The sequence below is a fragment of the Massilia agilis genome (assembly GCF_024756255.1).
GTDB classification, from domain to species: Bacteria; Pseudomonadota; Gammaproteobacteria; order Burkholderiales; family Burkholderiaceae_D; genus Telluria; species Telluria agilis.
In genome coordinates, this window is the sequence record NZ_JANUHB010000001.1 from 431,024 (window position 1) to 454,089 (window position 23,066).

At 68.0% G+C, this 23,066-nt stretch carries 22 protein-coding genes; 5 read left to right on the forward strand and 17 right to left on the reverse strand.

Features of this window, described 5'->3' with window-relative positions; translation table 11 throughout:
• Positions 1 to 4: 4 nt before the first annotated feature.
• From NX774_RS01885 to NX774_RS01895, 3 genes are read right to left on the reverse strand one after another with little or no spacing between them, the layout of a single operon-like run.
• Positions 5 to 1,180 (reverse strand): acyl-CoA dehydrogenase family protein, encoded by a 1,176-nt coding sequence (locus NX774_RS01885; RefSeq protein ID WP_258820453.1) that lies wholly within the window; start codon positions 1,178 to 1,180, stop codon positions 5 to 7.
• Complete coding sequence (locus tag NX774_RS01890) at positions 1,180 to 2,034, reverse strand: enoyl-CoA hydratase family protein (protein WP_258820454.1); 855 nt, start codon at positions 2,032 to 2,034, stop codon at positions 1,180 to 1,182. The genes NX774_RS01885 and NX774_RS01890 overlap by 1 nt, the downstream gene beginning before the upstream one ends.
• A 19-nt stretch (positions 2,035 to 2,053) precedes the next feature.
• The gene (locus NX774_RS01895) at positions 2,054 to 4,441 is read right to left on the reverse strand and encodes a bifunctional salicylyl-CoA 5-hydroxylase/oxidoreductase (protein ID WP_258820455.1); all 2,388 of its coding nucleotides are present in this window, start codon (positions 4,439 to 4,441) and stop codon (positions 2,054 to 2,056) included.
• Between the two features lie 245 nt (positions 4,442 to 4,686).
• On the opposite strand from NX774_RS01895, the gene NX774_RS01900 reads away from it, so the two are divergent.
• The 4 genes from NX774_RS01900 to NX774_RS01915 all read left to right on the forward strand — a co-directional run bounded on the left by NX774_RS01900 (position 4,687) and on the right by NX774_RS01915 (position 11,026).
• Complete coding sequence (locus NX774_RS01900) at positions 4,687 to 5,784, forward strand: pyridoxal phosphate-dependent aminotransferase (RefSeq protein ID WP_258820456.1); 1,098 nt, start codon at positions 4,687 to 4,689, stop codon at positions 5,782 to 5,784.
• The gene (locus NX774_RS01905; protein ID WP_258820457.1) at positions 5,781 to 8,042 is read left to right on the forward strand and encodes a hybrid sensor histidine kinase/response regulator; all 2,262 of its coding nucleotides are present in this window, start codon (positions 5,781 to 5,783) and stop codon (positions 8,040 to 8,042) included. Before NX774_RS01900 ends, NX774_RS01905 begins: the two co-directional genes overlap by 4 nt.
• 118 nt (positions 8,043 to 8,160) lie before the next feature.
• Complete coding sequence (locus NX774_RS01910; RefSeq protein WP_258820458.1) at positions 8,161 to 9,798, forward strand: Na+/H+ antiporter; 1,638 nt, start codon at positions 8,161 to 8,163, stop codon at positions 9,796 to 9,798.
• Between the two features lie 82 nt (positions 9,799 to 9,880).
• Positions 9,881 to 11,026, forward strand: coding sequence for a DNA topoisomerase IB (locus NX774_RS01915; RefSeq protein ID WP_258820459.1), 1,146 nt, complete (start codon positions 9,881 to 9,883; stop codon positions 11,024 to 11,026).
• A gap of 181 nt (positions 11,027 to 11,207) precedes the next feature.
• Here NX774_RS01915 and NX774_RS01920 read toward each other — a convergent pair whose 3' ends face one another.
• From NX774_RS01920 to NX774_RS01935, 4 genes are all read right to left on the reverse strand, one after another.
• Positions 11,208 to 11,654 (reverse strand): DUF4019 domain-containing protein, encoded by a 447-nt coding sequence (locus NX774_RS01920; protein ID WP_258820460.1) that lies wholly within the window; start codon positions 11,652 to 11,654, stop codon positions 11,208 to 11,210.
• An 82-nt stretch (positions 11,655 to 11,736) separates the two neighbouring features.
• Positions 11,737 to 12,924: a nicotinate phosphoribosyltransferase gene (gene pncB, locus NX774_RS01925; protein WP_258820461.1), complete on the reverse strand. Its 1,188-nt coding sequence runs from the start codon at positions 12,922 to 12,924 to the stop codon at positions 11,737 to 11,739.
• Between the two features lie 18 nt (positions 12,925 to 12,942).
• Entirely contained in the window at positions 12,943 to 13,440 is a 498-nt protein-coding gene (locus NX774_RS01930) for an SET domain-containing protein (protein WP_258820462.1), read from the reverse strand.
• 87 nt (positions 13,441 to 13,527) lie between these two features.
• On the reverse strand, positions 13,528 to 13,872 hold the full coding sequence (locus NX774_RS01935; protein WP_258820463.1) for a hypothetical protein: 345 nt from the start codon (positions 13,870 to 13,872) through the stop codon (positions 13,528 to 13,530).
• Positions 13,873 to 13,949: 77 nt separating this feature from the next.
• Here NX774_RS01935 and NX774_RS01940 point away from each other — a divergent pair, with 77 nt between their 5' ends.
• Positions 13,950 to 15,047, forward strand: coding sequence for a helix-turn-helix transcriptional regulator (locus NX774_RS01940; RefSeq protein WP_258820464.1), 1,098 nt, complete (start codon positions 13,950 to 13,952; stop codon positions 15,045 to 15,047).
• A gap of 83 nt (positions 15,048 to 15,130) precedes the next feature.
• Here NX774_RS01940 and NX774_RS01945 read toward each other — a convergent pair whose 3' ends face one another.
• The 10 genes from NX774_RS01945 to fdh3B form a co-directional block, all read right to left on the reverse strand.
• Positions 15,131 to 15,622, reverse strand: coding sequence for a VOC family protein (locus NX774_RS01945; protein WP_258820465.1), 492 nt, complete (start codon positions 15,620 to 15,622; stop codon positions 15,131 to 15,133).
• 69 nt (positions 15,623 to 15,691) lie between these two features.
• Positions 15,692 to 17,371 carry an AMP-binding protein gene (locus NX774_RS01950; RefSeq protein WP_258820466.1) on the reverse strand — a complete coding sequence of 560 codons (1,680 nt, stop codon included), beginning with the start codon at positions 17,369 to 17,371 and terminating at the stop codon, positions 15,692 to 15,694.
• Between the two features lie 113 nt (positions 17,372 to 17,484).
• The gene (locus tag NX774_RS01955) at positions 17,485 to 19,164 is read right to left on the reverse strand and encodes a 4Fe-4S binding protein (RefSeq protein ID WP_258820467.1); all 1,680 of its coding nucleotides are present in this window, start codon (positions 19,162 to 19,164) and stop codon (positions 17,485 to 17,487) included.
• Positions 19,161 to 19,718, reverse strand: coding sequence for a DUF3306 domain-containing protein (locus tag NX774_RS01960; RefSeq protein ID WP_258820468.1), 558 nt, complete (start codon positions 19,716 to 19,718; stop codon positions 19,161 to 19,163). Before NX774_RS01960 ends, NX774_RS01955 begins: the two co-directional genes overlap by 4 nt.
• Before the next feature lie 10 nt (positions 19,719 to 19,728).
• Positions 19,729 to 20,163, reverse strand: coding sequence for a DUF3305 domain-containing protein (locus NX774_RS01965; protein ID WP_258821428.1), 435 nt, complete (start codon positions 20,161 to 20,163; stop codon positions 19,729 to 19,731).
• Positions 20,164 to 20,197: 34 nt separating this feature from the next.
• Positions 20,198 to 20,590 carry a hypothetical protein gene (locus NX774_RS01970; RefSeq protein WP_258820469.1) on the reverse strand — a complete coding sequence of 131 codons (393 nt, stop codon included), beginning with the start codon at positions 20,588 to 20,590 and terminating at the stop codon, positions 20,198 to 20,200.
• Positions 20,587 to 21,054, reverse strand: a complete 468-nt coding sequence (locus tag NX774_RS01975) for a hypothetical protein (RefSeq protein ID WP_258820470.1) — start codon at positions 21,052 to 21,054, stop codon at positions 20,587 to 20,589. Before NX774_RS01975 ends, NX774_RS01970 begins: the two co-directional genes overlap by 4 nt.
• Positions 21,055 to 21,062: 8 nt before the next feature.
• The gene (locus NX774_RS01980) at positions 21,063 to 22,142 is read right to left on the reverse strand and encodes a formate dehydrogenase subunit gamma (protein WP_258820471.1); all 1,080 of its coding nucleotides are present in this window, start codon (positions 22,140 to 22,142) and stop codon (positions 21,063 to 21,065) included.
• A gap of 12 nt (positions 22,143 to 22,154) precedes the next feature.
• Positions 22,155 to 22,373: a hypothetical protein gene (locus NX774_RS01985; protein WP_258820472.1), complete on the reverse strand. Its 219-nt coding sequence runs from the start codon at positions 22,371 to 22,373 to the stop codon at positions 22,155 to 22,157.
• Positions 22,370 to 23,053: a formate dehydrogenase FDH3 subunit beta gene (gene fdh3B / locus NX774_RS01990; RefSeq protein WP_258820473.1), complete on the reverse strand. Its 684-nt coding sequence runs from the start codon at positions 23,051 to 23,053 to the stop codon at positions 22,370 to 22,372. The genes NX774_RS01985 and fdh3B overlap by 4 nt, the downstream gene beginning before the upstream one ends.
• Positions 23,054 to 23,066: the final 13 nt, after the last annotated feature.

Genomic DNA, 23,066 nt, shown 5'->3' on the forward strand with positions numbered 1-23,066 from the left:
TTCCTTAGCTTGGTTTGATGCCGCGTTCGCCCAGCAGCTCGCGCGCGATGATCAGCTGCTGCACTTCGCTCGCGCCTTCGTAAATGCGCAGCGCGCGGATTTCGCGGTACAGGCTCTCGACCGGCTGCCCGCTCACCACGCCCAGCCCGCCGAACATCTGGAGCGCGCTGTCGATGACCTGCTGCGCAGTCTCGGTCGCGGTCAGCTTGGCCATTGCCGCTTCCTTGGTCACACGCCGGCCCTGGTCGCGCAGCCAGGCCGCGCGGTAGGTCAGGAGCGCGGCCGCATCCACGCCGGTCGCCATCTGCGCCAGCTTGGCCTGCGTGAGCTGGAAGTCGGCTAGCGTCTTGCCGAACATCTTGCGCGAGGCGGCGCGGGCCAGCGCTTCGTCCAGCGCGCGCCGAGCAAAACCGAGCGCCGCCGCCGCAACCGAGGTGCGGAACACGTCGAGCGTGGCCATGGCGACCTTGAAGCCCTGCCCTGGCGCGCCGATCAGGCGGCTCACCGGCACGCGGCAGCCGTCAAAGCGCAGGCGTGCCAGCGGGTGCGGCGCGATCACGTCGATGCGCTCGGCAATCGCAAAGCCGGCCATGCCCGCGTCGACGATGAAGGCCGAGATACCGCGCGCGCCGGGCTGCTCGCCGGTGCGGGCAAAGACGACATAGAAATCGGCGATGCCGCCGTTGGAAATCCACGTCTTCTCGCCGTCGAGCACGTAGTCGTCGCCATCGCGCCGTGCTGCGCACTGCATCGCGGCCACGTCCGAGCCGGCTTCGGGCTCGGACAGCGCGAACGCGGCGATCGCCTCGCCGGCCGCCACGCGCGGCAGGTAGGCCTGCTTCTGCTCGTCGGTGCCGAACAGCGAGATCGCCCCGCTGCCCAGCCCCTGCATCGCGAACGCGAAGTCAGCAAGACCGCTGTGGCGGGCCAACGTCTCGCGCAACAGGCAGATGGCGCGCGTGTCGATCGCTTCGCCCACGCCGCCGTAGCGCGTGCCGCCCACCGCATGGCGCAGCCAGCCGGCCTGGCCAAGGCTGCGCACCAGCGCACGGCAAGTATCGTCCACGCTGGCCCCGTGGTGTCCCGTCACGTTCGCCGCGGCCCAGGCGTCCAGCTCGCGCGCCAGCGCGGCATGGTGCGGCTCCAGGAAGGGCCAGTTGAGGTAGGCGGTATCGGCCATCAGTCGCCCTCGAATTGCGGTTTTTCCTTTGCCACGAATGCGTGGTAGGCGCGGTGGAAGTCGTTGGTCGCCATGCAGATCGCCTGCGCCTGCGCCTCGGCCTCGATGGCCTCGTCCACGCCCATGTTCCATTCCTGCTGCAGCATCTTCTTGGTCATCCCATGCGCGAACGTGGGACCGGCGGCGAGCGAAGCCGCAAAGCCCTGCGCGTCGGCCAGCAAGGTGTCCGGCGCGCACAGGCGGTTGAAGAAGCCCCAGCGCTCGCCCTCCTCGCCGCCCATGCTGCGCCCGGTGTACAGCAATTCGGAAGCGCGGCCCTGCCCGATCACGCGCGGCAGCAGCGCGCACGCGCCCATGTCGCAACCGGCCAGGCCCACGCGGGTGAACAGGAAGGCGGTCTTGCTGCGCGCGGTGCCAAAGCGGATGTCCGAACCCAGCGCCAGCATGGCGCCCGCGCCCGCGCACACGCCGTCGATGGCGGCAATGACCGGCTGCGGACAGGCGCGCATGGCCTTGACCACGTCGCCGGTCAGGCGCGTGAACGCGAGCAGGCCCGGCATGTCGAGCTTCGTCAACGTGCCGATAATTTCGTGCACGTCGCCGCCCGAGCAGAAGTTCCCGTCCGCGCCGGCCAGCACCACGGCCTTGACGTCGTCGGCGTAGGCAAGCTCGCGGAACAGGTCGCGCAGCTCGGTATAGGATTCGAAGGTGAGCGGATTCTTGCGCTCGGGCCGGTTCAGGGTCAGCGTGGCCACGCCGGCCGCGACGGTGAAGAGGAAGTGGCGGGCGTGGTAGCCGCCCAGGTTGGTGCGGTTGCCGGGCAGCTCGTGCGGTTCGCCTGCAAGGTATCGCATGTGGTCTCCTGTCAGATAATCATCCCTCGAGCAGCCGCGCCGCGATCTGCTGCGGACTCAAGCCGCTGTTCGCGGCGGCCAGCTGGCGTTCGCGTTCGAGGTTGCGTTCGAGCTGCAGCTTGGCCGCGCGGTACTGCTTCGGCCAGGGCAAGTCGGTATAGCCGATGCGCGCGCTCTCGGTCAAGGTCCAGGCCGGGTTGGCCAGGTGCGGGCGCGCCACCGCGCACAGGTCGGCGCGGCCAGAGGCGATGATGCCGTTGGCGTGGTCCGCCTCGTAGATCGCGCCCACCGCAATGGTCGGGATGCCGGCCTCGTTGCGGATGCGGTCGGCGAACGGGGTCTGGAACATGCGTCCGTACACCGGCTTCTCCTGCTTGGACACCTGGCCGGACGAACAGTCGATCAGGTCGGCCCCGGCCTGCTTGAACAGCCGCGCCACCTCGACCGCGTCGCTTGGGGTGATGCCGCCGTCAACCCAGTCGTGCGCCGAGACGCGCACGCTGATCGGCAGGTGCTGCGGCCACGCGGCGCGCACCGCGGCGAACACTTCGAGCGGATAGCGGCAGCGGTTCTCGAGCGAGCCGCCGTAGGCGTCGACCCGCCGGTTGGTGAGCGGCGAAATGAAGCTCGACAGCAGGTAGCCGTGGGCGCAGTGCAGCTCCAGCCAGTCGAAGCCCGCCTCGGCCGCCGCCCGCGCCGCGCGCACGAAGTCGGCCTTGATACGCTCCATGTCCTCCAGGCTCGCCTCGCGCGCGACCTGCGACACGCCCTCGATGTACTGCTGGCTCGATGCCGATACCAGCGGCCAGTTGTCCGCTTCCAGCGGCTGGTCGATGCCGTCCCACGCGCGGCGGGTCGATCCCTTGGCGCCGGCATGGCCGAGCTGGATGCCGATCGCGGCATCGGTGTTGGCATGGACGTAATCGACGATGCGTTTCCACGCCGCCGTGTGCTCGCGCGTGTACATGCCCGGGCAGCCAGGCGTGATGCGCGCGTCGGCCGAGACGCAGGTCATCTCGGCCATCACCAGCGCCGCGCCGCCGAACGCGCGTGCGCCCAGGTGCATCAGGTGGTAGTCGCCCACCAGCCCGCCTTCGGCCGAGTACTGCGCCATGGGCGAGACCACGATGCGGTTCTTGAGCACCACGCCGCGCACCTTGAACGGGGTGAGCATGGGCGGGATGCTGCGGCTGGTCGCCGGCACCGGCAGGCCGGCCTGGGCGTAGGCGCGCGCGGCGATCCATTGCTCCACGCGTTCGACGTAGGCCGGGTCGCGCAGGCGCAGGTTCTCGTGCGACAGGCGCTGGCTGCGCGTGAGCAGCGAATATGCAAACTGCTCCGCTTCCATGGCCGTGTAGCGGCGCACGTTCTCGAACCACTCCATCGAATTGCGGGCCGCGCTTTGCAGCTTGAGCACCTCGACCGCGCGCGCCTGCTGGTAGGCGGCCAGCACCTCGTCCAGCGCACCGCCGCGGCCAAAGCAGCGCGCCAGTTCGATCGCGTCTTCCAGCGCGAGCTTGGTGCCCGACCCGATCGAAAAGTGCGCGGTGTGCGCCGCATCGCCCATCAGCACGAACGGCACGCGGCGCCCGCCGATGCTGTTCCAGTGCACCCACGCGCGGCAGGCAATGCGCGGAAAGCGGATCCACATGGCCGAACCGCGCAGGTGCGATGCGTTGGCCATCAGCGGCTGCCCGTCGAGGTAGCGCGCAAACAGCCGTTCGCAAAAGGCGATGGCCTGCGGCTGCTCCATCTCGTCCAGTCCTGCCGCGCGCCAGACTTCCTCGGGCGTCTCCACGATGAAGGTGGACGTGTCGCCGTCGTACTGGTAAGCGTGCGCCTGGAACCAGCCGTGCGGCGTCTCTTCAAAGGCAAAGGTAAAGGCGTCGAACTTCTTCTTTGTGCCGAGCCAGACAAAGCGGCAGTGGCGAGCGTCCACGTCGGGCTGGTAGGTGGCGGCGTAGCGGTTGCGAATGCGGCTGTTGATGCCGTCGCTGGCGATCACCAGGTCCGCGTCGTACTGCGTGGCGATGGCCTGGTCGTCCTGCACATCGGTCTCGAACACGAGCTGCACGCCCAGTTCTTCGCAGCGCTGCTGCAGGATGTTCAACAGGCGCTTGCGCCCGATCCCGCAAAAGCCGTGGCCGCCGGAAGTCACGGTGCTGCCCTTGAAGTGCACGTCGATGTCGTCCCAGTGATTGAACGACTGCAGGATCGAGCGCGCGGTGGGCTCGTCGGCGGCAACCAGGTTGCCCAGCGTCTGGTCCGAGAACACCACGCCCCAGCCGAATGTGTCATACGGGCGGTTGCGCTCGATGACCGTGATGTCGTGTGCCGGGTCCTGCTTTTTCATCAGCAGCGCGAAATACAGGCCGGCCGGCCCGCCCCCAACGCACACGATTTTCATTGTTCATCCCCTGTTTGTAGTCATCAGGAATATTACATGGATAACTAGTTTAGGTGTCAACTAAGACCGCGCTTCAATTGAAGGACGGGATTTTCTTAATTTAGTACAATCCGGAAACCCGCCGTGCCGGGCTTGAGGTCAGGAAAAAGCCCGAATCATCAAACACTTATCGTTAATGCAAGATGAAAATCTCCAACCGTATTGCCTCTTCCCGACCGCTCGCCACCACTGCCATGCACGGCCGCGTGGAAACGCTGCGGAACCAGGGTGAGTCGGTGATCGATTTTTCGATCGCCATTTCACACTTCCCGGCGCCGAAACCGGTGCTTGACGCGGTCGCCCAGGCAGTCGAGCGCGAGCGCACCATGCCTTACACCAGCGTGGTCGGCGCCCTGCAGGTGCGCGAGCACCTGCGCGAGAAGCTGCGCAAGGAGAACGAGATCGAAGCCGGCAGCGAGGAGATCATCGTCACCTGCGGCGCCAAGCAGGCGCTGTACGAGTCGCTGTACGTGATGACCGACCCGGGCGATGCGGTCGTGATCTTCAAGCCGCACTGGCCGGCCTACGTGGCCACCGCGCAGCTGCTGGGCCTTACCCCAATCCTGGTGGACCTGCCGGACCAGGTCACGCCGGCCTTCCTGGACGCGATCGCGCCGGCCAAGGTAGTCATCATCAACAACCCGCACAACCCGACCGGCAAGGTGTTCACGCGCGCGGAGCTGGAACACATCCGCGCGTGGGTGGAACGCACCGGCGCGCAAGTGATCGTGGACGAGAGCTACGAGCACCTCGCGTTCGAGGGCCGGCACACCAGCTTTGCCGCGATCGGCGACTGGCGCAAGATCGGCGTGGTCACGATCTTCTCGGCCTCGCAGAGCTACGCCATGATGGGCTGGCGCGTGGGCTTTGCGCTCGCGCCCAAGGAAGTGGTCAGCGCAATGGAAACGCTGCAGGGGCCGATCACTGCGGCGGCATCGCACATTTCGCAGATCGCGGCCGACGCCGCCTTTGCCTGCGGCACCCCGCGCGAGATGATGGACGACTACCGCGCGCGGCGCGACCTGGCGGTCAGGCACTTCGCCGAAGTGCCGTGGATCGACATGCACGCGCCGGCGTCCGGCCCCTACCTGTGGGGCGACATCCGCTCGCTGACGATGGAGACGGTGGCGTTTTCCGAGCGCCTGCTGGAAGAGCAGCGCGTGGCCGTCATGCCGGGCGACGCGCTCGGCGTGCCGGGTTACATCCGCCTGGGCTACATCTCGGACGACGTGGCGACGCTGGAGGAAGGCATCCGCCGTATCATCGCCTTTGGCGACGACTACGCGCGCGCCAAGCAACGATGAAGTTCTCGCTGGGCAGTCTTCGCCTGAACAGCCTGCGCAGCAGGCTGATGCTGCTGGTCGCGCTGGCGATCACGCCGATCGCGGTGATGACCGTGGTGAACGGCGTGCGCGAGCGCGAGCAGGCGGTCAAGGCGTCCGAAGAAAACCTGCGCCGGCTCACGCGGCTGGCCGCGGCCAACGAAGCGCAATCGATCGAGGCGGCGCGCCAGATCCTGGTGGACCTGGCCAGCGTGCCGGACCTGCTCGGCCCCAAGGAGCGCTGCCGCGCGCTGCTGGCCGACGTCCTGGACCGCAACGAGGGCTATGTCAACTTCGGCCTCATCCAGCTCAACGGCGACGTGAGCTGCAGTGCGGTGCCGCTGCTGCACCCGGTGAACCTGGGCGACCGCAGCCACTTCAAGCGCGCCATTTCGGAGCGCCGCTTCGTCGCCGGCGACTACGTGTTCGGGCGCGTGATACGCAAGCATACGATCAACCTGACCTACCCGGTCATCAACCACGACGGACAGGTTGTGGCGGTGGTGTTCGCCGCGATGGACCTGGCCGACCTGGACACCTTCGTCAACGACATCAGCCTGCCGCCCGGCTCGGTGCTGACCACGGCCGACGCGCGCGGCCAGATCATCTCGCGCCGGCCCGAGCCCGAGCGCTGGCTCGGCACCGCCATCTCGCAGCCGATGCTGGAAGGGATGGCGCATGCGAACGGCAAGTCGCTGGTGCTCAAGGGCGACGATGGCGTCGAGCGCCTGCACGCGTTCGCGCACGTAGGCGCGCCGCAGCTGACCGACTACACGGTCTCGATCGGCATCCCGACCGACACCATCACGTACACCGCGCGCCACGACCAGCTCATGTCCCTGGCCGCGCTGGCCGCCACCACCATGCTGGCCCTGCTGGCGGCCTGGCTGGCGGGCGACATCCTGATCGTGCAGCGTGTGCGCAAGCTGATGGACACGGCGCGCTGCATCGCCGCCGGCAAGCTCGATGCCCGCACCGGCATCGAGTACGGGCACGAGGAGATCGGCAACCTGGCCAAGGCGCTGGACGAGATGGCCGAGGCGCTGCAGAAGAAGGAAACCGCGCGCAGCCTGGCCGAGCGCGAATTGCGCGCGGCGGACCAGCGCAAGGACGAGTTCCTGGCGATGCTGGCGCACGAGCTGAGGAACCCGTTGGCGCCGATCAGCACCGGCGCCCACCTGCTCAAGCTGCTGCACTCGGACAGCGCGCAGATCACGCAGACCTGCGCGATCATCGCGCGCCAGGTCGAGCACATGACCAGCCTGGTGGACGACCTGCTGGACGTCTCGCGCGTCACGCGCGGGCTGGTGTCGCTGTCCACCCAGGCGCTGGACCTGAAGAAGGTGGTGGAAGACGCGGCCGAGCAGATCCGGCCGCTGGTGAACGCGCGGCGCCACCGCGTGGTGATCGACCTGCCGCAGGAGCCGGCCATCGTCAAGGGCGACCACAAGCGGCTGGTGCAGGTGGTGGCCAACCTGCTGGGCAACGCGACCAAGTACACGCCCGAGGGCGGGCACATCGAGCTGCGCCTGGCGCGCGAGGACGACGACTACGTGATTTCTGTGTCGGACGACGGCATCGGCATGGAGCCGGCGCTGGTCGAGCGGGTGTTCGACCTGTTCACGCAGGCCGAGCGCACGCCGGACCGCTCGCAAGGCGGCCTGGGACTGGGCCTGGCGCTGGCCAAGAGCCTGGTCGAGCTGCACGGCGGCGGCGTGCGCGCCTACAGCGCCGGCCTGGGCAAGGGCAGCATCTTCACGGTGCGCCTGCCGCGCCACGAAGAGCACGCGCCCACGCAAGCGCCCGCCCTGCCGGCGATCGAGCGGCGCGGCGCGCCGGCCGAGCCGCTGCGCATTTTGCTGGTGGACGACAACCAGGACGCGGCGCACACGCTGCAGCTGTTCCTGGAGGCGGCCGGGCACGCGGTGCGGGTGGCGCACCGCGCGGCCGAAGGGCTGGAACTGGCGCGCGCGTTCCGGCCGCAGGTCTGCCTGCTCGACATCGGGCTGCCGGACTTCGACGGCAACGAACTGGCACGGCGGCTGCGCTTGACGCCGCAGGCTGCCGGCGCGACCCTGGTGGCCATGACGGGCTACGGCCGCCAGCAGGACCGCGAGGCCTCGGCGCTGGCCGGGTTCGACCACTACCTCGTCAAGCCGGTGAACACGGTGCAGCTGACGCAGTTGCTCGCTTCGGTGCGGGTGCCGCACACGGCCGCACTCGACCGCCCGCCGCTCTAGCCAACAGCATCCAGACCACCGTCGTCCCGGCTCTCGCCGGGACGACGGGTTTTCATAGCAATGGTGACCAACACATCCTCGCATTCCTTTATCATCCTGACTATCAAGGAGGGAATGCATGGATTCGGTTGAACTGGTGCTGGCGATGCTGCTGGCGGTTGTGGCGAGCGGCTACGTGGTGCGCATGCTGCCGTTTCCGCTACCCCTGCCGCTGGTCCAGATTGCACTGGGCGCCGTGATCGAAGGCGTGTTCGGGCACGGCGTCACGCTCGAGCCGGACATCTTCTTCCTGCTGTTCCTGCCGCCGCTGCTGTTCCTCGATGGCTGGCGCATCCCCAAGGTCGGCCTGTTCCGCGACAAGAGCACCATCCTCGAACTGGCGCTGGGCCTGGTCGTGTTCACGGTGATCGGCGCCGGCTACCTGATCCACTGGCTGGTGCCGTCGATGCCGCTGGCGGTGGCGTTTGCGCTGGCGGCCATCGTCGCGCCCACCGACCCGATCGCGGTATCGTCGATCGCCAGCCGGGTGCCGATCCCGCCGCGCCTGATGCACATCCTGGAAGGCGAGGCCCTGCTCAACGACGCCAGCGGCCTGGTGTGCTTCCGTTTTGCCGTCGCGGCCGCCATCACCGGCCACTTTTCGCTGGCCTCGGCCGCGGTCACCTTCCTGTGGGTGGCGCTGGCCGGCATTGCCAGCGGCGTGGCCATCACGCTGGCGATCTCGTACGCCCAGCGCTCGCTGTCGCGCCGCTTTGGCGAAGAGAGCGGCTCGCCGGTCCTGATCAACCTGCTCACGCCGTTCGGCGCCTACCTGGTCGCAGAGCGCCTGCAGGGCTCCGGCATCCTGGCCGCGGTGGCCGCCGGCATCACCATGAGCTACGTGGAACTGAGCGGGCGCGCGCTGGCCACCACCCGCGTGCGCCGTGCCGTGGTGTGGGACTCGGTGCAGTTCGCGTTCAACGGCATCGTGTTCGTCCTGCTCGGCGAGCAATTGCCTGACATTATCAGTGGCGCCTTGCGGGCGGCCGAGGCCAGCGGTGGCGAACGCGGCCTGTGGCGACTGGCGTCCACCGCGCTCGCGGTCAGCCTGGGGCTGCTGTTGCTGCGCTTTATCTGGGTCTGGGTTTCGCTGCGGCTGACGCTGCTCAGCGCCAAGCGCCAGGGCCATCATGTGAACGTGAGCAAGTTCCGTCTGGTGCTGGCCACCTCGCTGGCCGGCGTGCGCGGCGCATTGACGATGGCCGGCATCCTGACCCTGCCGCTGACCCTGGCGAACGGCCGGCCCCTGCCCGGCCGCCATCTCGCGATCTTCCTCGCGGCATCTGTCATCCTGGTGTCGCTGGTGCTCGCAAGCGTGGCGCTGCCGCCGCTGCTGCGTTCGCTCAAGCTGCCGGAAGAGCCGGCCGACGCGGCGCAGGAAGACTTTGCACGCCACGAGGCGGCGGTGGCGGCGATCGCGGCGGTCGAACAGTCCAGCCACCAGCAGGCGCACCAGCACATCGATCCCGAGATCCACAGCAGCGCGGCGGACCATGTGATGGGCATCTACGAGCACCGCCTGGCCGGCGGCGTGGCCGGCAGCATGGACCCGGCCAAGGTGCGCATGGCCGACCAGTCCGAGCGCGACTTCCGCCTGGTGGCGCTGCACGCGGAGCGCGACACGATCCTGCAGCTGGCGCGCGAGGAGCGCATTTCGGACGAGACCGCCCGCAAGCTGCTGCGCGAAATCGACCTGGTGGAAGCGCGTTATCGCTGACAAAGTTATGTTGCGAACGGTGCGCGCGCAAGCGAGCGAGTAAGATCGGCCAGACCTCTCGCCCATTTTCGCACCCCACACCATGAAGAGCGAAGACCTGCCGCTGGCCAGCCCGGTGGCGAACGCCGACCCGCCCGCTGCCGCCCGGGCCGCCGGGCTGCGCTACGTGAACGACAGCAAGCCTGGCATCCGGCGCGAGCGCGCGGGCGAGGCTTTTCGCTATGTGGACCCCAAGGGCGAAACGATCACCGACGAGGACGTCCTGCGGCGCATCAAGTCGCTCGCCATTCCCCCGGCGTGGACCGACGTGTGGATCTGCCCGCTTGCCAACGGCCACCTGCAGGCGACCGGGCGCGACGCGCGCGGGCGCAAGCAATACCGCTACCATCCCACGTGGCGCGAGGTGCGCGACGAGGTCAAGTACGAGCGCATGATCAAGTTCGGCGAGGCCCTGCCGGCGATCCGCCGGGAGGTCAACCGGGCGTTGGCCCTGCCCGGCCTGCCGCGCGAAAAGGTGCTGGCGACCATCGTGTACCTGCTGGAGACGACGATGATCCGGGTCGGCAACGAGGAGTACGCGCGCACCAACAAATCGTTCGGTCTGACCACGCTGCAGCGGCGCCACGTGCGCATCGACGGCAGCGACGTCGAGTTCCGCTTTCGCGGCAAGAGCGGTGTGTACCACAAGGTCAAGGTGCACGACCGGCGGCTGGCGCGCATCATCCAGCGCACGCGCGACCTGCCGGGGCAGGAACTGTTCGAGTACGTGGACGACGACGGCGAAACGCGCACCGTCGATTCGAGCGACGTGAACGAATACCTGCGCCAGATCAGCGGCGAGGACTACACGGCCAAGGACTTTCGCACCTGGTCGGGCACGGTGCTGGCCGCGATGGCGCTGCAGGAGTTCGAGAAGTTCGACTCGCAGGCGCAGGCCAAGAAGAACGTGGTGCGCGCGATCGAGCAAGTGGCCGAAAAGCTGGGCAACACGCCGACGGTGTGCCGCAAGTGCTACGTGCACCCGGCGATTTTGGACAGCTACCTGGAAGGCGCGACGCTGCAGGTGCTGCGCGAGCGCGCCGGGGAGGAGCTGACAGAAGAGCTGCACAAGCTCAATCCCGAGGAGGCGGCGGTGCTGGCCCTGCTGGAGGAGCGGCTGGCGCACGAAGCGGCCGCGCCGCCCAAACCCAAACCGGCACCGCGCAAGCGAGCCACGGCGCACGCGTAAGCGACTTCCCGTAGGGTGGGCTCTTGAGCCCACGCGGTTCGATACGCGGCGCGTGAGAACGCGTGGGCACAAGTGCCCACCCTACGTGCTGATCGAGAACTGGTCTGAAGGCCGCGTTCAGGCAGAGCCCGCACTGTTTGAACGCGTGGGCAGCAGAGCGGCCCACCCTACGGTACCGCGTTCAGTCCTTCAGCTCGTTATGCGGCACCGTCTTGATGTAGTAGCCGGACACCCGCCACTTGCCGTCCTTGTCGCGCATGGGCGTGACGGTCTCGATGCCAATCTGGTTGGCGGGCAGCTGGTTGAACTTCGTGTTGTACTGGATGACCACGTATTCGCCTTCCGGCGCGCCAGGCAGCGCCCGGGTGGCCACCGCAGTCGCCAGCCGCCGCGACACCGGCTTGCCATACGGGTCGCGCGCACCGCGCACCGATTTTTCCCAGTCCGCCTTGCTCACCATCTTTTGCGACGCGCTGGCGATGTTGTCCCACGAGCCGGCGACGTCGCCCTTGTCGACCTGGGCGAGCCAGCTTTCCGCAGCGGCCGTTGCTTCGTTGACGTTGTTGTCCTGGGCATGGGCAAGGGTTGCGGCAAAGGCCGCGACAGCGAACAGGCAGCGGAACTTCATGCGTTTCTCCTGGCGTTGGTGGACTGGCGCCCATCCTAGCGCAGCCGCGCCGGGAGTCAAGCGCCATGCGCAATGCATGCTGTCAGACGTAGTGGTTGAAGACCTGCCGCAGGTAGGCCAGGAAGGTCTCGTCCGTGCATTGCGACTTGCCCGGCGTGTCGGCCAGCTTGGCCACCGCCTGGCCGTTGCAACGCACGAGCTTCATGACGATGTTCAGCGGCTCGATGCCGGTGTCGTTGGTCAGCTTGGTGCCGATGCCAAAACCCGTCATGATACGGTCGCCGAAATGGCGGTACAGCGACAGCGCCTTGGGCACCGACAGGCTGTCCGAGAACACCAGCCGCTTGGTGCGCGGGTCGATGCGCAGCTTGTGATAATGCGCGATCGCCTTCTCGCCCCACTCCACCGGGTCGCCCGAGTCGTGGCGCAGGCCGTCGAACAGCTTGGCGAAGTACAGGTCGAAGTCGTTGAGGAAGGCGTTCATGCCCACCACGTCGGTCAGCGCAGTGCCCAGGTCGCCGCGGTATTCCTGCACCCAGTCCTCCAGTGCGGCCTTCTGGAAGTCGCGCAGCCGCACGCCGAACGACTGGAAGGCCTGCATGTACTCGTGTGCCATGGTCCCGATCGGCACCAGGTTGTACTTGCGCGCCAGGTGCACGTTGGAGGTGCCCTTGAAGTACTGCGGCACCTCGCGCGCCAGCGTGCGCACCACCTCGTCGTGCCAGTCGCCGGAAAAGCGGCGGCGCACGCCGAAGTCGAAGAACTCGAACGGGTTGCTGCGGTGCGGCTCCTTGTCAAAGGCGCGCAGCTCGGCGATCTTGCCAGCCAGGCGTTTGCGGGCTTCGACCAGCGCCGGGGCTTGCTCAAAACGGCGGAAGTACAGCTCGTTGACGATATAGAGCACGTAGATTTCAAAGCCCATCACGTGCACCACCGGGCCGACGGCCTTGATGCGCAGGTGCGGGCCGTCCGTTTCCACGGTGATGAACTTGCGCTGGAAGCGGAACACGGTGAGGAAATCGGCAAAGTCGCTCTTGATGAAGCGCAGGCCGCGCAGGTAGGCCACTTCCTCGTCGGTGAACATCAGCGAGCACAGGTGGTCGAGCTCGCGTTCCACCTCTTCCTTGAGCTCGGCCAGCGGGAACTCGGGCTGGTTGCGGCACCAGAATTCGTACTCGCCGTGGGCGCCGGGATGCCGGTGCAGCAGCGCCTGCCACATCGTAAACTTGTAGAGGTCTGTTTCGAGCAGGCTGCGGACGACGGATTTCATGAGCTCCCTGGCGGTTCGTTACGCCGCCTTGCCGCGGCGGCGCTTGGGCGCGAGCATCGTGCCGGTGCAGCCCTCGGTGCCGCAACGGCATTCGAACAGGCGCTTGAGCGCCGGCGTGTGTCGCTCATCGTAGATCAAGGCGTAATTGTAGTTCAGTTCCTCGCCGGCCTCGATGTCGCGCAGCGCGTGGATGTACACGCGCCCGTCTTCTTCATACGCCTCGCAGTTGGGGGAGCAAGCATGGTTGATGAAACGCGCCTGGTTGCCATGGCTGCCGCCATCGATCACGCGGCCGTCGTGCAGGCTGAAATAGAAGGTGTGGTTGACCGGGCCGCCGCGGCGCTCGGCGCGCTCGATCGCCTCGTCCCAGCTGATGCGTTCGCCCTTGTATTCGACGATGCGCTCGCCGGCCGGGATTTTGCGGCTGGCGAACACGCCATTGCCGTGGACCGGTGAAGACTTGACTTCGTACGCCGGCGGCGCCTTGCGCGCGCCCGGCTTTGCGGTGGTGGACATGAACACGATGATGCCGCAGGCGAGAGTTGAACTGCCCGTATTATGGAAGAATCGTCCGCGCCACCGCGCACACTTAACGCAGCCGGTCTAGACCCGGATCTGGCGGCGCGCGCAGCGCATGCCGGCGGCGTCGCGGAACACGGTCCAGACCTGCGCCTGCTCGAGCTGCCCGGCCAGTTCGAGCGCCTGGCCGTAGCCCAGTTCGTACTGGCGCTGCAGCAGCGAGACCGGGCCGGCGATCACGTCGCCGTGCTGGTCGAAGTGCTGCTGCACCAGGTTCAAGGCCTGCTCGTACAGCATTTCGTCGCGCGAGCGGCGGCGCGCGCGGGGCGCGGTGCGGGCCTGGGCAGCGGTGCCGGCGGCCAGGCCAATCAGGGCGAATGCGCCGCGCAGCAGCGAACGGCGTACCTGGGTCACGGATCGGATGCTCATTGTGTTCTCCTCTTGTGTTTTGTCTGATGTGCTCATGCTATAGTCGATACGCGACAATATGTGACGCAGAAAAAAACATGAGCGGAAAAGGCAAACAGGCAAGCGAACAAACCCTGGCGCGGCGCATCGCCCTGCTCGACCGGCTGCCGGTCGGGCACTCGCCCGCGGCCGGGCGCACCGTGGGCGAGCTGACCGACTACCTCAATGCGAGCGGCTTCGACTGCGGCCGTCGCACGGTCGAGCGCGACCTGGAGGCGATCGACGCGGTGGGCTCGGTGTGGCGCGGCATCGGCGTGGACCTGCAGCAGGGGATGGATGAAGACGACGCCCGCGTGCCGCGCTGGAGCCACACGCCCAACAGCAAGGCGCTGCTGTTTCGTACGCTGTCCAATGAAGACGCGTTGTTACTGAGCCTCGTGGAGCAGGAGCTGAAGTTCTTCATGCCGGCCTCGGCGTACGAATCGCTGATGCAGTACCTGAAAGTGTCGAACCGGGTGCTTTCCATGCATGCGAACCAGCCGCAGGCGCAGTTCCGCGAGCGTGTGCGCGTGATCGCGGACGGGCCGGCACTGCGGCCGCCCGAGTTGAACATGCCGCACCTGCAGGAGATCAACGAGGCGCTGCTGCATGGCGAGCAGCTCGACCTGGCCTACCGCACGGCGCGCAGCAGCGGCGAGACGGCGTACCGGCTGCATCCGGTCGGGCTGGTCAAGCAGGGGCTGTTCTTCTACCTGCTGGCGGTGAAGGAGGAGAACGTGCACAAGCGCGCGCCGGGGCCGGTGCAGACCTTCCGGATCGACCGCGTCCGGCGCGTGGCGCGGCGTCGCCAGGAGCCGGTGGCGCGCGGCTTGCCGAGCCTGGAGGCAGCGCTGGGGAACGGGCAGCTGCAGTTCTTCGACAAGGGGAAGATCGCGCTCAGGCTGCGCTTTGCGGATAATGCGGACGGGCAGGCGCTGTGCGACAGCTATCGCGAAACGCCGATGGCGGCGGACCAGCGCATCGTCAAGCGTGGGGACGGGACGTACGAGCTGCAGGCCACCGTGATGTATTCGCTGCAGTTGGTGCGCATGCTGCAGGCCGAGGCGCACCGCTCGTATGTGGTGGAGCCGAAGGCGCTCAAGGACGAGATTGCGGGGTTTGTGCGGCAGGCGGCGCGATTGCACCTGGTTTCGTAGGGTGGGCAGGTCTCCTGCCCACGCGCTCAATCCAAACAAGCACTGATTGAACGCGTGGGCGGGAAACCCGCCCACCCTACGAGCTAGCCGGCCAGTGCGCGGCGCAGCTCGGCCACGTCCATCTTGCGCATCTTTAGCATGGCGGCGAACACGCGCTCGACCTTCGCCGGCTCGGCTTCGACCAGCGTATCCATCAGCACGCGCGGCACGATCTGCCAGAACATCCCATAGCGATCCTTGAGCCAGCCGCATTCGCGCTCCTCGCCGCCCTCGGACAGACGGTTCCAGTAGTGGTCCACCTCGTCCTGGGTGTCGCAGCAGACCTGCATCGACACCGCCTCGGTGAACTTGAAGGCCGGGCCGCCGTTCAGCGCGGTGAACTGCTGGCCGTCCAGTTCGAATGCGACGGTCATCACCGAACCGGCCTCGCGGCGGTGCAGCTCCTGCCCAACCGCGGGGTAGTGCGTGAGCGACGTGATGCGCGAATTGGGGAAAATGCTGGTGTAGAAGCGGGCCGCTTCTTCCCCTTCCGTGTTGAACCACAGGCATGGGGTGATACGCGAAATCGTGGGCATGCTTTCTCCTTGTCGTTGGCGTGCTGCGTTACACGATACTGACTGCGCTTGCGCCGGCCTTGCGGACGCTCAGTTGCCGAACTCCTCCTCGCGATATTCCACGCCGGCCGCCCCGCCCTCGCCGCGCCCGGCTTCCTGCTTACGCAGCTCGACACGGCGAATCTTGCCGGAGATGGTCTTGGGCAGCTCGCGGAACTCGATGCGGCGGATGCGCTTGTACGGCGCCAGCCGCTCGCGCGCGAACGCGAAGATGGCACGCGCCACCTCGCGGCTCGGCTCCACGCCCTGGCGCAGCGTGACGAAGGCCTTGGGCACCGACAGGCGTACCGGGTCCGGGCTCGGCACGATCGCCGCTTCCAGCACGTCGTCGTGCTCGATCAGCACGCTTTCGAGCTCGAAGGGGCTGATACGGTAGTCGGACGACTTGAACACGTCGTCGTTGCGGCCGACGTAGAAGTAGTAGCCATCTTCGTCCACGGTCGCCGTGTCGCCGGTGTGGTAGTAGCCGGCGCGCATGACATCGGCCATCTTGGCCTCGTCGCCCTCGTAGCCGAGCATCAGGCCGAGCGGGCGCGGGTCGAGCGCGACCGAGATTTCGCCCTCAAATACCTGCTGGTCGTCCGCGTCCAGCAGGGCAATGCGGTAGCCGGGCAGCGGCCGGCCCATCGAGCCGGGCTTGAGCGGCTGGCCCGGCGGGTTGCCGATCTGCGCCGTGGTTTCGGACTGGCCAAAGCCGTCGCGGATGTGGATGCCCCAGGCCTTGGCCACCTGGTCGATTACTTCGGGGTTGAGCGGCTCGCCGGCGCCGACCAGCTCGCGCAGCGGCGGCTTCCACTTGGACAGGTCTTCCTGGATCATCATGCGCCACACGGTGGGCGGCGCGCACAGCGAGGTCACGCCGCAGCGCTGGACCACGTCGAGCACTGCCCGCGCGTTGAAGCGTTCGTAGTTGTACACGAAGATGGTGGCGCCCGCGTTCCAGGGCGCGAAGAAGCAGCTCCACGCGTGCTTGGCCCAGCCGGGCGAGCTGATGTTCCAGTGAATATCGCCCTGCTGCAGGCCGATCCAGTACATGGTGGACAGGTGCCCGACCGGGTAGCTCTGGTGGCTGTGCAGCACCAGCTTGGGTTTGGCCGTGGTGCCGGAGGTGAAGTACAGCAGCAGCGGGTCGTCGGCCATGGTCTGGCCTTCGGGCGTGAACACGGTGGTCACGGCGCGGCTGTCCTCGAAGTCGCGCCAGCCCTCGGCGCTGCCGCCAACGGCGATGCGGGTGAAGCTGCCTTGCAGGCCGGCGAACTTGCGGGCTTCGGACGCCTGTGCGATCACGTGGCGGATCGCGCCGCGGTCAAGCCGGTCCTGCAGGTCGGCGGTGGAAACCAGCATGGTCGTGGGCACCAGCACCGCGCCGAGCTTGATCCCGGCCAGCATGATCTCCCACAGCTCGACGCGGTTGGGCAGCATCAGCAGCACACGGTCGCCGCGCCGCACGCCACACTCGTACAGGTATTGCGCGACCTGGTGCGAGCGCGAGGACATGTCGGCGAACGAGATCTTCTGCTCGCTGCCGTCGTCGCCCACCACCCACAGCGCGGGGCGCTGGTTGTCCTTGGCCTCCTGGTCGAAGAAATCGAGCGCCCAGTTGAAGGTGTCGAGCTCGGGCGCGCGGTAGTCGCGGTAAGCGGTCTCGTAGTCGGTGCGGTGCCGTTGCAGGAAGTCGCGCGCCTCTACGAAGCGCTGGTATGGGGTCATGTGGGTCTCCTGTGCGCTCATTATTCTTGGCGGGTACGGCGGCCTGCCGTCCCGCTGTGTACGCTATCGTACATTGTGCAGTCCCATCGTGGCCATACTCGCTTACGGCAAGCTTACACGGGCCGGCGCAGCTGGACCGTCAGTTCGCCGCCGGGCTGCATCATGTCGCGCACGCGGCAGTCGCCGCACATGCGGATGCGGTCGAGGTGATCGGCGAAGGCCGGGTGGGAGGACAGGCGGGTGAGCATGTTCTCGATCATCTGCAGGGTGCCGAACGGCTGGCCGCAGCGGATGCAATTGAAGGGCTCCGTCTCGTTCAGCACGACGGGTTGGTTGCGGGTCTCGGCAAACGACAGGCGCGGCACCAGCGTGATGGCGTTTTCGGGACAGGTGTCGGCGCACAGGCCGCACTGGACGCAGTTCTTCTCGATGAAGCGCAACTGGGGCAGCGCCTGGCCGTCCTGCAGTGCCCCGGACGGACAGGCGCCGACGCAGGCCATGCACAGGCTGCAGGCATCGCGATTGACCTGCAGCGCGCCGAACGGGCTGGCCGCCGGCAGCGCGATCTCGGTAGCGGGCACGCTCGCGTGGCGCAGCAGGTGGTCGAGCGCGTAGTCGAGCGAGTTGCGCTTGTCCAGTGCCAGGTTGAAGGTGGCGGGCTCGGACGGTACGGCGCCACGCGGGGCGTGCCGCAGCACGGTGTCCAGTTCGTCCGGTGCGGTGGCGCGCGCGAGCTGCAGATGCGGCCCGGCATAGCCCAAACCGTCGAGCACTGCCTGGGCAATGGTCATCTGCTGGTCGAGCGCGGCGGCGTATTGCGGGGCTTCGGCGCCGGTGAGCAGTACGGTGACGCCGGCGGCGCCGTAGGCCATCGCCGACAGCCAGACGTCGATGCCGGTCGAGGCCACATGGTGCAGCGCAAGCGGGATCACGCGGCCGGGCAAGGCACCGCCCGCGCCGGCGTGGCTGGCGAGCAGCGCGGCGCCATCGGCCTGGCTGTGCAGCAGCACGACGGGATCGCGCCCGCCTGCCTCGGCAAAGGCGCGCAGCGCGGCCTTCAGCCGCGTGCCGGTGTAGCTCGCGCCCGGGTAGGCATAGGCCAGCGCGCCCGTCGGGCAAACCGTGGTGCAGGCGCCGCAGCCGGCGCACAGGTAGGGGTTGACCCGGATGCGCTCGCCCGCCGGTGCGATCGCGCCCGCCGAGCAGATGTCGATGCAGGCGCTGCAGCCACTGCGCTGGTTGCGGCTGTGCGCGCACAGGCGCTCCTTGTAGCTGAAGTACTTCGGCTTTTCGAATTCGCCCACCATGTCCAGCAGCTCGTCCACCGCGGCGTGGCGCGCGTCCTCGCTGTGGCCCGGCGCGTAGTAGCCGTGCGGGTGCTGGTGGGTGGCGATCAGGGGGCTGGCCGACAGGTCGAGCACGAGGTCAAAACTGCCCTGCTGCGGCGCCTGGCCAGCGGCTTGCCAGCGCGCCTCGAACGCGCCCAGCCAGCCGGCCACGGCCACCGCGCGCGGCGCAAAGACGGGGTAGGCGCGCGCGGGCAGCTCGCCTGCCTCGGCGTCGGTCAGCAGCAGCGTTACCGGCAGGGACTGCGCCAGCCGGTCGGCGTGAAGCTGGGCGTGCGCCGCGTTGCCGACCACGAGCACCCGTCCGGCCGAGCGGTAGGTCACGCTGGCCACCTCGTCGGGCTCGGGCAGTGCGGACATTGCGGCCAGCGCGGCGGCGCGCGCCAGCAGGTCGCGCTGCTCCTGTGCGGGGTCGGCCGGGAAAGGCGCCATCAATCGTATGTTCATGCGTCGTCTTGTTCTGGTGGGTTGGGGCCGCCCTGCCCGCCTTGCGGCCCGGCGCCGGGTTCGCCCTGGCCGGGCTTGGCATCGTCGCTGGCAAAGCGGGCGAACAGGTTCTTGGCATGCGCGAGCGAGGCGAGCATGCCAGGCGAGACGGGAGCGGACTTGGTGTAGTCGTCGATGTACACGTCCAGGCCGTCCATGATGCTGAAGTGCGGGTCGGAGAACAGCTTTTTCATCGCGAGGCGCTGCACCGTCTTGTCCACGCCCTGCGTCATGAAGACGGAGAAGTCGGAATCCGGCCCGAGCAAGGCCACGTCGTCGAGCGTGGGCAGGCGTGGCGGCGGCACCGGTTCGGGCGCGCGCGGAACGACGGGCGGGTGCGGGTCGCGCTGGGCCACGGGTGGCAGGTCGAACGCGGCCGCGTCGTCGGCGCTTTGCCGCGTTGCGCCGGCCTGGCCGCCGGGCGCACACGGGGCGTGGCCGGCGCTGTCTGCTTCGGCCGGCGCGCCCTGCGACTTGAGCCGCGACCAGCGGCGCAGGAAGCCTTCCTTGCTCATGGCCGGCGCCTTATCCGTGTTCGCGGCCACGGCGGGGACGGGGCCGGTAGTGCTCGTTGAGGTAGGCCGAGAGCCAGGCGTGGATCTCGGCCGGCATGGCGACGCCGTCCGCGCTTTCGCCGGAGTCGAACATGCGCGTGCCCTCCACATAGCTGACCGAGGCGCGCACCGGTATGGCGCGGCCCCCTTGCATGCGCCACAGGACGAAGATCTTCGACTCGGGCGCCACCGCGTTTTCGTAGTAGCCGTCGTTTTCGTCGGTGTACAGCTCCAGTTCGAGCCCGGACACCAGGTAGTAGTCGCGCTGCGGGCTTTCGCTGAGCACGTGCAGCGGCGGCAGGCTGCCGCGGTCGGGAACGACACCGACGGCCGCCCAGGCGTCGTCGGCCCAGCGGTGGCTGGGTGCGCGCCGCTGCATCAGCACGGCGATCGGCATGCTTGCCATCTTCACGATCGGTCTCTCCAGGCTTGCGTGGTGATCACGGTTTTTTCTTGACGTCGGCGCTCGGCGGCGCCGTCCCCAGTTTTTCGCTGCGAATGGGCACGGCCGGCGCGGCCGGGCCAGGCTTGCCGCCGGGCTGGCCGGCCGGTGCGGCGCCGGCCGCCGGTGCGCTGGGCGCCGCCGGCGCCGCAATCGCAACCGACGGGTTGGTGTGCCAGCCCTGGCCAGCGGCGCGCGAGCGCCAGCGCCCGGCGATCGCATCCATCGACGCCATCAGGGCCTCTTTGTCCTTTTGCGCCTGGGCGTCGGCGGCCGCTTTTTTTGCGGCGGCGGCCTGCGCCTGCGCCGGGCTGGGCGGCGGCAGCGCCGCATTGGCGACGCTGCCCAGTGCCAGCAACGCCAGCGTGAACGCCAGTGATGTCGTCTTCATTGCTTGCCTCCTCCGCTGCCCAGTTGACCGGGGGCTGCGCCCTGCCCGGCGTCGCGGTGGGTTGCCGCACCGCCGGTGGTTTCGCTGGGGGCGGGAGTGGCCGGCTTGCCCATGTCGCCCGGCGGCAGGTTGGTGCCCGGGCGCCCGGCCGAGGCCGGCTGGGACGTGCCCTGGCTGGGCCCCTGGCCGGATTCCTGGACCGTGCCGGACGTGGCCGCGCCGCCCGAGGTGCCGCCGGCGCCGCCGGCAATGCCTGGCGTGCCGCCGGCGTAGGTGGCGTCGGTCGTCGGTTTGGCGGTGCGCGCCAGTACCTGCCCGCTGGTGCCGCCGCCTGCGGTCACCTCGCCGGGGAACCTGGTCTGGCGCACGCCGGCCGCCGCGTCTGCACGGTCACGGTTGCACCCCGCCGTCGCCAGCAACAGCGCGAAGGCGGCAGCGTGGCAAACCCAGGGAAAGGCTCTCATCGCGGCCCTCATGTTGCCGCTCCAGGCCGCGTGGACGGCGGCGGCATGCGGCGGCCATCCGGCGGCACCGGCGGCGCGCCGCCCGCCTTGACCTGCTCGTACCAGGCCTCGTGGTGCTGGCGCGCCCATTCCTCGTCCACCGTGCCGTAGCGCATGGCGTGGTAGGCGCCTTCGGTGCCGAGCGTGCCAATGTAGATGTGGCCCATGGCAGCGATGATGTACAGCGTGGCGCCGCCGATGTGGAAGTAGTTGGCCACCTGCAGGATGTAGCGGGTCTGGCCCATGTTGGTGAAATCGAGAATGAGTCCGGTGATCGACATCACCAGCCCGAGCAAGGTGATGCCCAGCCAGAACCAGGCCTTTTCACCCGCGTTGAAGAAGCCGGCGCGCACATGCTTGTGCGAGACGATGCCTCCGCCCTCGCGGAACCACTGCCAGTCCAGGCGGTTGAAGAAGTTGCGCCGCAGGAAGGTGAAGAACATTACCAGCGAGCACAGGATGAACAGCGGGCCGAAGAAGTTGTGCACGTACTTGGACAAGTAGGCCAGCACCGAGAACACCTGGGCGCCCATCCAGGGCCTGAGCACGACCTTGCCGAACAGGATGATGAGCCCGGTAAACGCGAGCAGCAGGAAGCTGATCGCGGTGGTCCAGTGCACCAGCCGGTCCCAGTTGGAAAAGCGCACGATCTTGCGGCCGGAATCGGGATGCTGCTGGCGCGCCGTGCCAACGGCCAGGTAGAACAGGCCGATGCCGACCAGGGCCAGCACGAACAGGGTGCCGGCGGTGGTGCCGATGGGGCCGTTGCGCAGCACGCGCCAGGTGTTGCCGCCGCGCTGGAGGATGACGTCGCCCTCGGCGGCGCCGTACTGGCCGAGGAAGTGGCGGTCGATGTGCACCCGGCCCGACTCGGCCGACGCCAGTCCGGGCTCTGGCGCTCGCGAGCCCTGCTCGGCCTGCATGATGGTCTGCTCTTCGGCATAGGCCGGCTGCGCCCGGTTGTTGGGCACGCCGGCCCAGGCGGCCGGCAGCAGCAGGGCCAGCACCAGGGCCAGCAGCGCGCGCACGGCAAAATTGGTAGCTCGCATGTCAGCCTCCTGCTAGGGGTTGGCCCGGTTGTATTCGTTCTGCTTGCTGTTGCGGTTCGAGATCGCGGCGAACCATGCCAGCTTGTCGTTGTGGAACAGGCGCTGGAACTGGCGATCGTCGTGCTTGCCGGCATACTGGCCGTTTTTCCACGCCGGATGCTGCTTGACCTCAAGGCAGCCGGACAGCACCGCCGGCAGCAGCAGCGCCAAAGCGAGTCGGGCGAGGGTCATGTCGGGAACCTCCCCACGTCGTTCTGCGAGTCGTTCAGGTTCTGGTTCTCGCGCGGGCCGTCGCCCTTGGTCTTGATCTCGCCGCCGCCCTTCGGCTTGCCGTAGGCGATTTTCCAGCCCCACAGCTCGGGGCCATAGCCGCGGGTTTCGACGCGCTGGCGGTAGATGTCGGCGATGATGCCGGCGTCCCCGCCCAGCAGGGCCTTGGTGCCGCACATCTCGGCGCACAGCGGCAGCTTGCCTTCGGCGATGCGGTTACGGCCGTATTTCTTGAACTCGGCCTCGGACGTATCCGGTTCCGGGCCACCGGCGCAGAAAGTGCACTTGTCCATCTTGCCGCGGTGGTTGAACAGGCCCGTGCCGGGGAACTGCGGTGCGCCGAACGGGCACGCGTAATAGCAGTAGCCGCAGCCGATGCACTGGTCCTTGCTGTGCAAAACGATGCCGTCCTCGGTGTGGTAGATGCATTCGACCGGGCATACCGCGAGGCACGGCGCGTCGGTGCAGTGCATGCAGGCCATCGAGATCGAGCGCTCGCCGGGCACGCCGTCGTTGATCGTCACCACGCGGCGGCGGTTGATGCCCCATGCGAGTTCGTGCTCGTTCTTGCAGGCGGTCACGCAGCCGTTGCAGTCGATGCAGCGCTCCGTGTCGCAAATGAACTTCATCCTGGCAGCCATGTCGTCCCCCCTG